Here is a 15,231-nt window from a genome sequence, read left to right as displayed (position 1 = left end):
GGGGGATTCCAGGCATTAGTAGAGTAACCCTTAATGGGATGAGTTCGCACTTTAATCCTCTACTAGTGACAACTTGATACCCATGTAAGTGAGGCGATTAACCTAGAAAGCCAACTCTTACCACCCTGGTGCGGGGATGAAAGCGCATAAACTACCAGTAATGGTAGCCCCTACGAAGGAGACTGACTATCAAATTCGTAAAGCGGGGATGAAAGCAGTTAATGGTGGCAATTGCTGAAAGCACCAACTGCCAGCAAGAGTTTATGAGGAGAGTAAACGAAGTGTCGTTGAGCCATCGTTAGATCTCACCAAGGGATATAAGCTTGTGTTCCGGACACACCTTGGGCTGGAAATAACCGGCAAGGGGTTTGGACTGTTAGGATCTTGCAACCAAAGCAGCGTACCTCAAATGACCCCCGGTGGATAGACACCCTCTAAAGACTCAAAACAATGGATATCAGGAACGAAGTAACCCAAATGATAGTTCCTATAGTGGTCGATATATAGGTAAGCAGTCAAGCCAAAAGCATTATTTGGGAGGGATGGGTTAACAAGCAAATGCCTAGACCGAACTAACGGTCAAAGCCTGAAAAGGGATGGAGTAATATCCAGGATAAGCAGACATAACCCGCAATGTGTTTGTATCTAGAGGTGTAAGTAGCAGTGAATATGCCTAAATCAGATTCAACAATGGATACTGAGGGATGGAAGACTATCAACTGGCGAAAAGTTGAGCGATATGTCTTTAAATTGCAAAAACGCATCTATGCCGCTTCACGTTGTGGTGATAGGAAGCGAGTTCGACAGCTCCAGAAAACCCTAATGAGGTCCTGGTCGAATCGGGTATTAGCGGTAAGAAGGGTAACACAAGATAATCAAGGGAAAAAGACCGCAGGAGTGGATGGAATTAAATCACTATCCCCAGCGGAGCGATTTAACTTGGCAAAGGGTCTATTCATTAACGGTAAATCCAAACCTACACGTAGGATATGGATACCCAAACCAGGGAAAACCGAATTTAGACCACTCTCAATACCCACTATCTTTGACCGTGCCCTACAGGCGGTAGTAAAAGCTACCCTTGAGCCAGAATGGGAGGCTCGTTTTGAGCCATCAACCTACGGTTTTCGACCCGGGAGATCATGCCATGATGCCATCAAACACATCAAAAACTGCATAGTATCGAAACCTAAATATGTCTTAGATGCAGATATTTCGCAATGTTTTGACCGAATAAATCAGGAAGCATTAATTCTGAAGCTAAACATGAACGGTTCAGTCAGGCGACAAATCAAAGCTTGGCTAAAGTCGGGAGTGATAGATTCAGGAGCTTTTACTGCCCCAACGGCTGGAGTACCTCAAGGCGGGGTGATTTCGCCATTATTATCATCCATCGCCTTAGATGGATTAGAAAGCCTAATAAACCATGATTTTCCTACTAATTCAGCAGGAAAAATCAGAGGGGCAAAAAGCAGATTTGGCTGCGAAATATCCCAAGTTACTTGTATCAAGTACGCGGACGACTTCGTGGTCATAAATGAATCCCTAGCGGTCATAAAAAGATGTGAGGAAATCATCAAAGATTGGCTCAAAGGTATTGGTTTAGAATTGAAACCTGAAAAGACTCGGATAGCACACACGCTACATCCCCACTTAAGTGAAGATGGTAAACCTGGATTTGATTTTCTGGGACACCACATTCAACAAGTACAAGTAGGGAAGTACCGAGACAATAAAAGTAGTCAAGGTATCCATCTTGGTTTCATCACTCTCATTACCCCTTCAAAGAAGGCAATTGAAACTCATAAACAACGCATGAAAAGCATCATCACAAAACACAGGTCTCATTCCCAAGCGGAACTCATTAAAGACCTGAACCCTGTTATTAGGGGATGGGCATCATATTATAGAGTTTCAGATGCTGGAACTACCGGGGATTTTGCTCGGTTAGATAGAATCACCTATCTTCGTTTAAGAAGATGGGCTAAAAGACAAACCGGAAGCATTAATCAGGGTCATCAAAAATATTGGCACCCCATAGGAGACAACCACTGGGTATTTACCACCAGGTCAGAAAGTAATCCTTTACGATTACTATCACATAGCGAATTTCACTCCAGCGTGAACGATTATGTCAAGGTGATTGGTGATAAAAGCCCTTTTGATGGAGACTTAATTTACTGGAGTTCAAGACTAAGCAAACACCCTGAGATGCCTACTACTAAAGCGAAGCTTCTCAAACAACAAAAGGGTAAATGTGCTTGGTGCGACCTACATTTTCAACAAAGCGATTTATTGGAAATTGACCATATTAAACCCATTTCTTGTGGAGGTAAGAAGGAATGGCAAAATCTCCAATTATTACATCGCCATTGCCACGATGAGAAAACTGTCAATGATGGCAGTTTGAAGTCCCATATTGACAAAATGGAAACACATTGAGTAGCCGTGTGAAGGGACAACTTTCATGCACGGTTTCGGACGGGAGGGGTGGAACAGTAATGTTCCCCTCGACCCTATCAAATTTATCATATCGGACTCAAACTTATTGCAAACCTGGCTTTCAACAGTTGCTCAAGAACAAAGCTGTTCATCTTGAATAGCTGATTGTCACGCAGCTATTCAAGATGAACAGCTATAGTGCGACACGCCACCCGCGTTAAAAAACGCCTTAGGTCTTAGACGATAGTATTTATCTTCTACGTCTTGTGATTGCTCATCATATGGATAGCTAAGGACTTCTTGCAACTCTTTAACTAAAGTATAGTCACCCTGCATGGCTTGTTGGTAGGCAGGGGCAATCAACCACTCTCGCCATGTGTATTTTGGGTTCGTCTGTTTCATCTTTGTCGATATCTCAGCCAAATTGCCGTCGTTAATGACGAGGTCGCGCCAGCTTTTTAGCCAAGATTGCCATTGTTCATCGAGTTGTGGTGAAGTTTTAACGTAGAAGCTTTTTTTCAATGCTGAGATATCATCTGGTATATGGGATAACTCGCGGAAGAAAATGGTGTAATCTACCTCTGAGTCAGTCATTAACTGCATTAATTTTTCAAATAGCTTTGGGTGATATTCAGTCAAGCCAAGTTTGTCCGCCCACATTTTTTGGATTTGTTTTTGCATGGCTTCTGAAAAGCCGCGGCCTACTTGGTCGAACTGTTCTAACGCTTCAGCATCTTCTGTAAGTAGCAGTCTCACTGCTTTCCAAAACATGTAATAATTTGCTTCTGCTGCAATGGGCTGATTGAAGAATGAAAAGTGCTCGCCGCCACCAGTCCAAGGTTGAAACCAAGGGTCAAATTTTTCACAAAATCCAAAGGGTCCATAGTCTAGGGTAAAGCCTCCAGCAGCGCAGTTGTCACTGTTAAAATTACCCTGGCAATAACCAACACGTAGCCAATTAGCCACCAGTGAAGTGAGACGCTGGCGAAATAGCTTAGCCAACTCAACTAATTGATCGGCAAAACCAAGGCTTTGATTAATGTCGCTTTTGTACTCTCGCTCAATTAAGTGCGACACTATCATGCTCAACTCTTCTAATGCTTTTGGATGAGCATTGCTGCGAGTGCGGCGGGCAAATAACTCTAGCTGACCAACGCGCAAAAAGGAGGGTGCAACGCGAGTTGAAATGGCCACAGGATTGTCCACCAAAACATCAGGGTCAATAGAGTAGGAGTCTTGAGAATACCAAGGCCGGGTAGCAGTCTCAGATTTAGAAACATACAGTGTCAAAGAGCGCGATGTTGGCACACCTAACGCTTGCATATAGTCTTGCGCTAGAAACTCACGCACACTTGACCGGAGGACAGCGCGCCCGTCGGCACCCCGGCAATAAGGCGTTGGGCCACCCCCTTTCAATTGCATTTCCCAACGCTGTCCATTGATGATTCCTTCAAATACAGATATCGCTCGACCATCGCCATAACCATTACCCGTACCAAATGGACATTGTTCGGTATATTCGGTGCCATAAATCGACAGGGCATAACCCGTCGCCCAGCCCACCTGACGCATCGGCTCATGGGCAGCAGAGAGATCACCAGAAAATACACGGCGAAATTTTTCATTAAGCGCCAGTCCATCGCTCAACCCAAGTTCCTTAAAAAAAGTGCGGCTATGAGCTACATATTCTGGGTCTGCAAGCGGCGTGGGTGTCACAGGTACGAAATGACCAGAAAAAACCTGGCGGGCCCGGTGATCATCACCATCTCTAGTGGCATCAGGATCGGCATTTAAGGTATCCACCAGAGAATAATCTGCCAATTGCACAAACTCATCGAAGGTCGTTACACAAGGCTCAGCAGAGGGTTTAGATAGATATGACATTTTTGCTAGCGCCGATATTGTCGGGAAGGATTCATATTTAATTGAGGACTTTGCAGAGGCTAACATATTAAATGTGAAGCTTTCCAGACTAACCGGCTTATTAGTGGGGGTGATTGAAGCAGACCACCTTGAATTACTTGGGTACCACCGGAGGAATCTGCTCATCTAAGCTTCAGCGCTACAAATAACCGAATGACTGCCTGCCCAGCAAACAGTCAATGCTTGCATTTTGGTCGCCGCAAACCTTATCCAGCAAAGCTTTGAGTCCGATATGATAAATTTGATAGGGTCGAGGGGAACATTACTGTTCCACCCCTCCCGTCCGAAACCGTGCATGAAAGTTGTCCCTTCACACGGCTACTCAATGTGTTTCCATTTTGTCAATATGGGACTTCAAACTGCCATCATTGACAGTTTTCTCATCGTGGCAATGGCGATGTAATAATTGGAGATTTTGCCATTCCTTCTTACCTCCACAAGAAATGGGTTTAATATGGTCAATTTCCAATAAATCGCTTTGTTGAAAATGTAGGTCGCACCAAGCACATTTACCCTTTTGTTGTTTGAGAAGCTTCGCTTTAGTAGTAGGCATCTCAGGGTGTTTGCTTAGTCTTGAACTCCAGTAAATTAAGTCTCCATCAAAAGGGCTTTTATCACCAATCACCTTGACATAATCGTTCACGCTGGAGTGAAATTCGCTATGTGATAGTAATCGTAAAGGATTACTTTCTGACCTGGTGGTAAATACCCAGTGGTTGTCTCCTATGGGGTGCCAATATTTTTGATGACCCTGATTAATGCTTCCGGTTTGTCTTTTAGCCCATCTTCTTAAACGAAGATAGGTGATTCTATCTAACCGAGCAAAATCCCCGGTAGTTCCAGCATCTGAAACTCTATAATATGATGCCCATCCCCTAATAACAGGGTTCAGGTCTTTAATGAGTTCCGCTTGGGAATGAGACCTGTGTTTTGTGATGATGCTTTTCATGCGTTGTTTATGAGTTTCAATTGCCTTCTTTGAAGGGGTAATGAGAGTGATGAAACCAAGATGGATACCTTGACTACTTTTATTGTCTCGGTACTTCCCTACTTGTACTTGTTGAATGTGGTGTCCCAGAAAATCAAATCCAGGTTTACCATCTTCACTTAAGTGGGGATGTAGCGTGTGTGCTATCCGAGTCTTTTCAGGTTTCAATTCTAAACCAATACCTTTGAGCCAATCTTTGATGATTTCCTCACATCTTTTTATGACCGCTAGGGATTCATTTATGACCACGAAGTCGTCCGCGTACTTGATACAAGTAACTTGGGATATTTCGCAGCCAAATCTGCTTTTTGCCCCTCTGATTTTTCCTGCTGAATTAGTAGGAAAATCATGGTTTATTAGGCTTTCTAATCCATCTAAGGCGATGGATGATAATAATGGCGAAATCACCCCGCCTTGAGGTACTCCAGCCGTTGGGGCAGTAAAAGCTCCTGAATCTATCACTCCCGACTTTAGCCAAGCTTTGATTTGTCGCCTGACTGAACCGTTCATGTTTAGCTTCAGAATTAATGCTTCCTGATTTATTCGGTCAAAACATTGCGAAATATCTGCATCTAAGACATATTTAGGTTTCGATACTATGCAGTTTTTGATGTGTTTGATGGCATCATGGCATGATCTCCCGGGTCGAAAACCGTAGGTTGATGGCTCAAAACGAGCCTCCCATTCTGGCTCAAGGGTAGCTTTTACTACCGCCTGTAGGGCACGGTCAAAGATAGTGGGTATTGAGAGTGGTCTAAATTCGGTTTTCCCTGGTTTGGGTATCCATATCCTACGTGTAGGTTTGGATTTACCGTTAATGAATAGACCCTTTGCCAAGTTAAATCGCTCCGCTGGGGATAGTGATTTAATTCCATCCACTCCTGCGGTCTTTTTCCCTTGATTATCTTGTGTTACCCTTCTTACCGCTAATACCCGATTCGACCAGGACCTCATTAGGGTTTTCTGGAGCTGTCGAACTCGCTTCCTATCACCACAACGTGAAGCGGCATAGATGCGTTTTTGCAATTTAAAGACATATCGCTCAACTTTTCGCCAGTTGATAGTCTTCCATCCCTCAGTATCCATTGTTGAATCTGATTTAGGCATATTCACTGCTACTTACACCTCTAGATACAAACACATTGCGGGTTATGTCTGCTTATCCTGGATATTACTCCATCCCTTTTCAGGCTTTGACCGTTAGTTCGGTCTAGGCATTTGCTTGTTAACCCATCCCTCCCAAATAATGCTTTTGGCTTGACTGCTTACCTATATATCGACCACTATAGGAACTATCATTTGGGTTACTTCGTTCCTGATATCCATTGTTTTGAGTCTTTAGAGGGTGTCTATCCACCGGGGGTCATTTGAGGTACGCTGCTTTGGTTGCAAGATCCTAACAGTCCAAACCCCTTGCCGGTTATTTCCAGCCCAAGGTGTGTCCGGAACACAAGCTTATATCCCTTGGTGAGATCTAACGATGGCTCAACGACACTTCGTTTACTCTCCTCATAAACTCTTGCTGGCAGTTGGTGCTTTCAGCAATTGCCACCATTAACTGCTTTCATCCCCGCTTTACGAATTTGATAGTCAGTCTCCTTCGTAGGGGCTACCATTACTGGTAGTTTATGCGCTTTCATCCCCGCACCAGGGTGGTAAGAGTTGGCTTTCTAGGTTAATCGCCTCACTTACATGGGTATCAAGTTGTCACTAGTAGAGGATTAAAGTGCGAACTCATCCCATTAAGGGTTACTCTACTAATGCCTGGAATCCCCCCAAATCTGGGTTTCTCCAGAACGAATCGCACTTGCACTTATCTCGGCTCTATGCCTAATAGCAATGCATTATTTGAATTAGAAGTCGAAGCCGTCTATTGCTATTCCAGTGGGTTATAGCCTGGCTTTTTGTAGAGCTTCTCTGGGTTGTTCAAGATTTCTGGTTTATAGACTTTCTCTACCCAATCCTCTGGGTTGATTTCTTCGATTGCTACCGAAATCGAGTCTTCGCTGCTTTCCAGAAGTGAAATAACGTCTTTCACGATTTGCTCGGCAAGCCGAACCTTCTGCTGTTCCAACCTGCCGGGATAAAGCTTGATGCTGATATGAGGCATTGTTTTTTCTCCTTCAGTGCTTTGCTGAACAAAGTTTAAAGCCATTGGGTGCGGAGGTCATTCTCATGACCAGGGACGAGCAGACAATTATTGGGTAAGAATTCGATCCACTGCCTGGATTTAGTTAACGTTTATTGGCGGGTATCGTTCCTTTCAGCGATTCAATGTTCAACGTGTTGGGTATTGTTTAGCAGGTATTGTCAACTTAAGCACTTAACATCTGACTTGTTGAGAAAATGACTGATTTGCAAAGGCTAGAATATCGATTGTTTCGTAGCACGAAAGATGCGCATTCTCAACAAGTAGGGCTAAATCAGGTTACTCCCTTCCCGCTGTAAGATCGAGAAAAAAGTCGGGAAGGAAGCGTAATAAATTATTGTGTTTTGTAGTATGCCGTTGAAAACCTAAAGCTTAATGAGAATGAGTGAGGAAAAAATAGGAAATTAAGCCATGCTATTCTCAATAAACTAGTCACTTGTGAACGGTGTGTTTCAATGTAGTACAAAGCATAATAATTTATTACGCTCCCTGACGCGATCGCCAACGCGCAGCTTGATTCCGGCTTGGAAGATTTCAGCTTTGTTAGAGCTAGGTGGGTTCAGCAGTTCTTGTAGTACAGCGTTGAGATTGCGCGTCCCCACTTCTCCCCTCGTCATGGGACACAACACTTGCACGTCTTTTGCTGGGTCAAACCCTAACTGTGGAATGACATCAGCGATTAGTTCTTGAATTCCCTGCACTCCATACTGTGGTTCTGGCGCTTCTAACCACAGACAATCCGAGTTGGGAGTTAAAGACACGGCTTCTAGCAGCGGATACTGCCCCGAATTAATCCGGTGAGCATTAGTGACGATCTCACTTTCTGCTGCTTGGCGAAATACTTGAGTTAGCCGCACTACAGGTATTTGCTCTGATGCAATTAAATCCCGCAATACGTTCCCTGGTCCGACTGATGGCAGTTGGTCAATGTCACCAACTAGTAATAGTTGAGCATCGGGCGGGATTGCCTTAAGCAGAGAGTGAGCCAGAAATAAGTCCAGCATCGAAGCTTCATCTACGACAATCGCCCGTGCTTCGATAGGAAAATCTACATCCCGCTTAAACTTCATGGTCTTTGGGTCGAACTCTAGCAGGCGATGAATGGGGTAGTGTTGTAGATGAGTTGATATGTGTATGATCATAGGTAGCGAGATGTTGGGTCAAACGCTTAACTTATGACTATCATTCCTCTTCGTTGTCCTCATTGTCACGGATGTAACCTCTCTAAATTTGGTAAAACTCGGACGGGCAAGCAAAGATACGCATGTAACAATGCTGAGTGTCCCTACCACACTTTTACTTTAGAACCTCACGCTTATCCTGGCCGTCGTCAAGAAGTTAAAGCACAAATTGTGGACATGACTGTTAACGGCAGCGGAGTCCGGGATACAGCAAGAGTTTTAGGGGTCAGCACCTCTACGGTGATTCAGGAATTAAAAAAAAAGAAGAACAACTAGAAAACGTTAATTCTAAAGTATTAGAAGCTATTAATACAGATACAGCCATCGTAGTAGTGCAGCGAACACAGATGGAGCTAGAATCAGCAGAGAATGAAGGGGGCGACGTAGCCAGGAAAGCTGAAGTTGATGAAATGCAAAGCTTTGTTGGAAAAAAGGAAGAGCAGCGTTGGTTGTGGCATGCAATAGACCATTGTACCGGAGAAATACTAGCTTATGTGTTAGGCTCACGGCAAGATGAAGTGTTCTTAAAACTGAAAAAGTTGTTAGAGCCTTTTGGAATTCAGAAGTTTTATACAGATGGTTTAAAAACTTACGAAAGACATCTTCCAGTGGAGATGCGGCAAGTGAGTAAATATAAGATGCAGAGAATTGAGAGAAAGCACTTGACATTAAGAACAAGAATTAAGCGATTAGCAAGGAAGACAATCTGCTTTTCCAAATCGATTCAGATGCACGATTTGGTGATTGGGCTATTCATTAATAAGTATGAGTTTGAAGTAGAGATTTGAAGCCGATTCAACTCATCTATAACACTATCCTAGCAGAACGTTATTTGATTCAAGCAATATCGTGTCCCTTTGAGCCTTTGTACTACCTCTATGATTCTCTAGTAAGACTCGCAACACACTCTGAAAGTAACGCTCAAGTACAAGAGGAAATTCTTGAAAAAGTCGCGATTAGCCAGGAGAAGATGAAGCTATGGGCAGATCATGCCCCCATGAATTATTTGCACAAATATCATCTAGTTGAGGCAGAGAAAGCACGGGTCTTGGGTCAGTTGCTTGAAGCAGAAAAATTCTATGAACAAGCGATTCAAGGAGCCAGAGAAAATGAATATATTCAGGAAGAGGCGTTAGCATACGAATTAGCTGCAAAACATTATCTGGCGCGAGGTCGGGAAAAGTTTGCCCAGACCTACATGAAAGAAGCCCACTACTGCTATGAACGCTGGGGTGCAAAAGCTAAAGTTAAAGATTTAGAAAATCGCTATCCGCAATTTTTTTCTCAGTTGTCTAAGGTAACTCCCACGTCAGTATCTACCACTTCTGAAACTAGCTCTACTCGCTCGAATATTGCTTTAGATTTAGTAGCAATAATGAAAGCCTCACAAGCAATTTATCGTGAAATCGAACTAGAGAAGTTGCTTCGTTCTTTAATGCAGATATTAATTCAAAATGCTGGCGCACAAACTGGACATCTGATTCTGGAAAACTCAGAAGAATGGTTAATTGAAGCGACCAGTCAACTAAATGATGGTGATGGCGAGAATGTCTACAATATACAATTGCTGCGATCCGTTCCGATGATAAATTGCCTGCCTGAATCAATTATTAATTATGTAATTCGAACTCATGAAACTGTTATCTTAAATGATGCGATTTGTGAAGGTAGTTTTATCAACGATCCATATATCCAACAAAATAAAACTAAATCTATTTTCTGTTTGCCACTGCTCAATCAAACCAAGCTAGTTGGCGTATTATATTTAGAAAATCAATTAGCAGTTGGGGCATTTACATCCGAGCGCTCGCAGGTCTTGAACCTATTATCAACCCAGGCAGCGATCGCGCTCGAAAATGCCAAACTCTACTCAAAACTGCGAAAGAGCGAAAGTAGGATAGCTCAATTTTTAGAAGCGGTTCCAGTCGGGATTGTAGCAGTTGATCCGACGGGTCATCTTGATTACTTCAATCAACGAGCAATTCAGCTATTAGGTCAAGGGATCGATTCTTCAATCTCATTAGAACAAATTTCAGAGATTTATCAACTTTATCTGGCTGGAACAGATCGACCTTATCCAACTGATGAACTGCCTGGAATTCGTGCATTAAATGGCGAATGCAGCACAATTGACGATGTAGAAATTCATCAAAACAACGCATTAATTCCAGTTGAGGTGTGGGGAACGCCAGTATTTGACGAACAGGGTAATGTGGTTTATGCGATCGCAGCTTTTCAAGACATTACCGAGCGCAAACAAGCCGAGAAATTACTAGCCGATTACAACCGCACTTTAGAGCAACAGGTCGCAGAAAGAACTGCCGCGTTACGACAAAGTGAAGCCAATTACCGTAATCTAATCCAAACTTCAAATTCAGTCATCCTGCGCACGGATACACAAGGACGAATTCGATACGTAAATGACTGTGGACTGAGCTTTTTTGGCTATGAGGAAGACCAGATTCTAGGGCGTACCCTGCTAGAAACGATCGTTCCAGAAACCGAAACCTCTGGACGCAATCTCAAACAATTTGTTGACGATCTGTTTGACAATCTTGAAGCTCCCTTGCCTCAAGCTTACTTGCAAACCGAGAATGAAAACCTCTGTCGAGACGGCAGACGTGTTTGGATTGCCTGGTCAAATCAGGCAATTTTGGATGAACAGGGACAGGTGGTGGAAATTCTATCCGTTGGCAATGACATCACCCAACTCAAACAAGCAGAAGAAGCTTTACAACGCAGTGAAGCCAAGTTCCGCACTATCTTTGAAAACTCCCAGGTCGGCATCTACCGCACCCGCACCTATGATGGATTAATTCTCAATGCCAATCAACGCTTTGCCGATCTGCTTGGCTTTGATTCGCTAGAAGAGATTATTGGGCTGGAACACACTACAGGCTTTAATGTAAATCCCAACGATCGCCAACAATTCATTGAGGTGCTGAAGCGGGACGGGGAAGTGCGAAGCTATGAAATCCAGATGCGAAAACGAGATGGTACAGTGTTCTGGGGACTTTTCTCTTCTTATCTGAATGCAGCCGATGACTACATCGAAGGGGTGATTGCAGATATTAGCGATCGCAAACAGGCAGAAGTCGCTCTGCAAACGAGTGAAGAACGACTACGCTTAGCATTAACCGCTGCAAATCAAGGACTCTACGATACCAATATCAAAACTGGAGAAATAGTTGTCAACCCAGAATACGCTTCAATGTTTGGCTACAATCCAGCAACATTGCACACAACCGAAAACGAGTGGATTGAAAGTGTGCATCCTGACGACAGAGAATCAGTGGTTGCAGCTTACCATGCTTGTCTTACTGGAGAAGTCCCCAACTATCAAGCAGAGTTTCGCCAGCGTACCCAGGATGGTCAGTGGAAATGGATTCTTTCTGTCGGCAAAATTGTTACCTGGAATGAATTTGGTGAACCCATCCGAGCGTTGGGAGTTTATACCGATATCGACGATCGCAAACAGGCAGAAATAGCGCTACAAGCCTCTGAAGCAGAACTGCGGGCGCTCTTTTCAGCCATTCCCGATCCAATGTATATCTTCAATGCTGAGGGGCAATTGATCTGTGCAATTCAAGGAAATCCGTCCTATGGAGATTTATGTAGGGAGGAGTATATTGGCAAAACACTGCATCAACTCTATGCCAAGGAACAAGCCGATGAATTCCTGAGTTATATTCAGCAGGCGGTGAAAACCCAACAGATACTCACCGTTGAATACAGTCAGTGGATCGCTGGACGAGAGATCTGGTTTTCGGCTCGCATTGCTCCGATTCGGCACGAACAGGTGATTTGGCTGGCGCGAGATATTACGCTGCAAAAGCAAGCAGAAGCCACTTCAATTCTAGAAGAACGCAACCGCATGGCACGCGAAATTCACGATACACTCGCCCAGGCGTTTACAGGCATTCTGATCCAATTCGGTGCGGCAACTCAAGTGCTAACAGACGATCCAGAAGTAACCCAATCGCATTTAGACACGATCGAGGAATTAGCACGCACCGGACTGACTGAGGCGCGGCGATCGGTCACAGCACTTCGTCCCCAGTTGTTAGAGGATGGCGATTTATCGACTGCGATCGCTCGCCTGGTAGCCCAGATGAGAGCCGCTACCGATACTGCTCTGATTTACCAAATTCAGGGTGTAGCCTATGGGTTACCCGCCGAGGTAGAAAATAACTTACTGCGGATCGGACAAGAAGCACTGACCAATGCGATTAAATATGCTCGTGCAAGCGTTATTTGGATTGAGTTGGTATATGACGATGCACAGTGCTGCTTGCGAGTCATAGACGATGGACGGGGTTTTGGAGTTGGTGGCGTGCCACCGATTGGCAGATTTGGATTGTTGGGCATGAGCGAACGGGCAGAGCGCATCGGAGCGCAATTGCGGATTGAGAGCCAACCTGGGCAAGGAACAGAAATTGTTGTCATTGTCAATTGCAAGTGAGGATCGTCATGAGCCAATCTGCTACGATTCGAGTTTTGATTGCTGACGACCATTCCATTGTCAGGCAAGGATTGGCAACGATCGTGAACCGCGATCCAGAAATGACGGTAATTGCTCAAGCAGAAGATGGACAGCAGGCGATCGAGTTTTTTCGCCAACACCAACCGGATGTAACGCTGATGGATTTGCGAATGCCGCAAGTCGGAGGGGTGGAAGCCATTAGTGCTATCTGTGCCGAATTTAAATCTGCCCGAATTATCGTACTCACAACCTACGATGGTGATGAAGATATCTATCGGGGATTGCACGCAGGCGCTCAAGGTTATCTGCTTAAGGATGCTAAACCCAACGAGCTGCTTCAGGCAATTCGTACAGTGGCTCGCGGTCAGCAGTATATTCTGCCCCTAGTGGGTGCAAAACTGGTGCAGCGCCTAAGCAATCCAGAACTGAGCGATCGAGAGCTAGAGGTACTTGGTTTGATGGCGCAAGGGATGAGCAACTTAGACATTGGAGCAGCCTTAACTATTGGTGAAAGTACGGTCAAATCTCACGTGAATCGCATTTTAAGTAAATTAGGCGTGAGCGATCGCACATCTGCTGTCATTGTGGCGGTAAAACGTGGAATTGTTAATTTGTAAGCTTGACTTCAGTAGAAATTTAGATTCCAACTTTAGTTGGAGTCAACCTTCCTTCGATCGATGGACTGATTCATCAATCGCTTTACTGAGTAAAAGTTTCAACTCGATATGGACGACAAGTTGGAGTCAATTTCATATATTGAATTTATGCAAACACTAACAGCAATTTAGTTGCAAGAACTAAGCTTGCTTTAAGTACAGGAGAAAAATCGTAGAACGTCCAAAAAATTATTCATTTAGGGATTAGACACAATGAGAAAGCAACTGATCAATCCGCCACAGATTTATGATGGAAGTCAGTTCGGAATGTCCCAAGCGGTTATTGACACCGCATTGTCTACCGTTTACATTTCTGGACAAGTTGACTGGCAGACAAATCACCAAGTTTCATCACATACCGTCGAAGGGCAACTAAAGACGGCACTGGCTAACTTAACCACCGTCCTAGAGACATCGGGAAGCTCGGTAGAGTCTCTGTTCAGCCTGCGTGTCTACATTCGTGGTGAGGTTGGGGAATTCATCGGGGATATCGCACCGATTCTCGCGCAATATCTGGGAGAGTCGCGTCCATCTCTTACTATAATCGGCGTTTCCTCACTTGGCTATCCAGAAATCTTAGTTGAGATTGAGGCAACAGCAGCACTTACATGACCAACTGATTGCCGAAATCCGTAGCCATAATCGCCATAAGTTGAACCTGATTTCATGGCTAAAGAATGTGGTAATTCTCATGAAACCCTTTTTTGTTACCCTTTTGCAAGCTTTTGTCCTGTACTGAGAAGTTTGCTTGACATAGATCGCACAAAGAGGATTGTATGGCGAGTGCTTGCGATCGCCATCTCTTCCCTTAGAGGTATTCGAGTGAGTCAAGACCGAGATCGTAGTTCGTTATTCATTCCAGCTTCAACAGAGGATCGCATACAAGGTGTACTGAGTGCCAGCGTGGTGCTGGTGATGTATGGAGACTATCAATGTTCTGAATGTGCCAACCTTTATCGACTGATTAAAGCCATTAGGCGACAGCTTAGTATTTCGTTTGGAGAGAACTATTTATGCTTCATTTTTCGTCATTTTCCCCAGACACAGATTCATTCTCATGCTCAACGTGCGGCACAAGCGGCACAAGCAGCAGCTGCCCAAGGTCAGTTTTGGCAGATGCATGACATTTTGTTCGCCCATCAACAAGAGTTGGAAAACGGCTATCTTGTGGAGTATGCCAACGATCTAGGACTTAATATTTCCCAATTCCTAAAAGAGCTGTCCAAACAAGTGCATGTTGCTCGGATCGATGAAGATATCGAAAGTGGATTACATAGTGGAATAACAGTTGCTCCAGCTTTGTTTATCAATGAAATTCGGTACACTGGGCGCTGGAACAATACGCAGTTGACGGCAGCTATTGTTACTGCAAGTTATTAAGTTTCCCGCTCCTCAATTCAATTCATGTC

The 15,231-nt window shown here is 44.2% G+C and carries 10 protein-coding genes and 1 pseudogene; 7 read left to right on the top strand and 4 right to left on the bottom strand.

The annotated features are described in order from the left end of the window. The first annotated feature begins 669 nt into the window (after positions 1 to 669). Positions 670 to 2,442, top strand: coding sequence for a group II intron reverse transcriptase/maturase (locus N4J56_RS38805; RefSeq protein WP_317112085.1), 1,773 nt, complete (start codon positions 670 to 672; stop codon positions 2,440 to 2,442). Positions 2,443 to 2,622: 180 nt separating this feature from the next. On the opposite strand, the gene N4J56_RS38800 is transcribed toward N4J56_RS38805, so the two are convergent. From N4J56_RS38800 to N4J56_RS38785, 4 genes and pseudogenes are all read right to left on the bottom strand, one after another. Continuing rightward, the gene (locus N4J56_RS38800; RefSeq protein ID WP_410500848.1) at positions 2,623 to 4,326 is read right to left on the bottom strand and encodes a protein adenylyltransferase SelO; all 1,704 of its coding nucleotides are present in this window, start codon (positions 4,324 to 4,326) and stop codon (positions 2,623 to 2,625) included. Between the two features lie 361 nt (positions 4,327 to 4,687). Then, positions 4,688 to 6,460, bottom strand: a complete 1,773-nt coding sequence (locus tag N4J56_RS38795; RefSeq protein WP_317112085.1) for a group II intron reverse transcriptase/maturase — start codon at positions 6,458 to 6,460, stop codon at positions 4,688 to 4,690. Positions 6,461 to 7,229: 769 nt separating this feature from the next. After that, positions 7,230 to 7,508 (bottom strand): tautomerase family protein, encoded by a 279-nt coding sequence (locus N4J56_RS38790; RefSeq protein ID WP_317112287.1) that lies wholly within the window; start codon positions 7,506 to 7,508, stop codon positions 7,230 to 7,232. 476 nt (positions 7,509 to 7,984) lie between these two features. Further along, positions 7,985 to 8,611: pseudogene (locus tag N4J56_RS38785) on the bottom strand (ATP-dependent RecD-like DNA helicase); the annotation flags it as partial. A 66-nt stretch (positions 8,612 to 8,677) separates the two neighbouring features. Here N4J56_RS38785 and N4J56_RS41740 point away from each other — a divergent pair. The 6 genes from N4J56_RS41740 (at position 8,678) to N4J56_RS38760 (ending at position 15,202) form a co-directional block, all read left to right on the top strand. Beyond that, the gene (locus N4J56_RS41740; protein ID WP_410500816.1) at positions 8,678 to 8,959 is read left to right on the top strand and encodes an IS1-like element transposase; all 282 of its coding nucleotides are present in this window, start codon (positions 8,678 to 8,680) and stop codon (positions 8,957 to 8,959) included. 71 nt (positions 8,960 to 9,030) lie between these two features. Continuing rightward, positions 9,031 to 9,471: an IS1 family transposase gene (locus tag N4J56_RS38780; protein ID WP_410500815.1), complete on the top strand. Its 441-nt coding sequence runs from the start codon at positions 9,031 to 9,033 to the stop codon at positions 9,469 to 9,471. A gap of 209 nt (positions 9,472 to 9,680) precedes the next feature. Next, positions 9,681 to 13,145: a PAS domain S-box protein gene (locus N4J56_RS38775; RefSeq protein ID WP_410500846.1), complete on the top strand. Its 3,465-nt coding sequence runs from the start codon at positions 9,681 to 9,683 to the stop codon at positions 13,143 to 13,145. 8 nt (positions 13,146 to 13,153) lie between these two features. Beyond that, positions 13,154 to 13,783, top strand: coding sequence for a response regulator transcription factor (locus N4J56_RS38770; protein WP_317112284.1), 630 nt, complete (start codon positions 13,154 to 13,156; stop codon positions 13,781 to 13,783). A gap of 252 nt (positions 13,784 to 14,035) precedes the next feature. Further along, the gene (locus N4J56_RS38765; RefSeq protein WP_317112283.1) at positions 14,036 to 14,434 is read left to right on the top strand and encodes a RidA family protein; all 399 of its coding nucleotides are present in this window, start codon (positions 14,036 to 14,038) and stop codon (positions 14,432 to 14,434) included. A gap of 210 nt (positions 14,435 to 14,644) precedes the next feature. Further along, a complete protein-coding gene (locus tag N4J56_RS38760) occupies positions 14,645 to 15,202 on the top strand; it encodes a DsbA family protein (RefSeq protein WP_317112282.1) in 558 nt (185 codons plus the stop codon). Positions 15,203 to 15,231: the final 29 nt, after the last annotated feature.

This window comes from Chroococcidiopsis sp. SAG 2025 (assembly GCF_032860985.1).
GTDB lineage: Bacteria > Cyanobacteriota > Cyanobacteriia > Cyanobacteriales > Chroococcidiopsidaceae > Chroococcidiopsis.
This window is presented reverse-complemented; position numbering and strand designations above follow the sequence as displayed.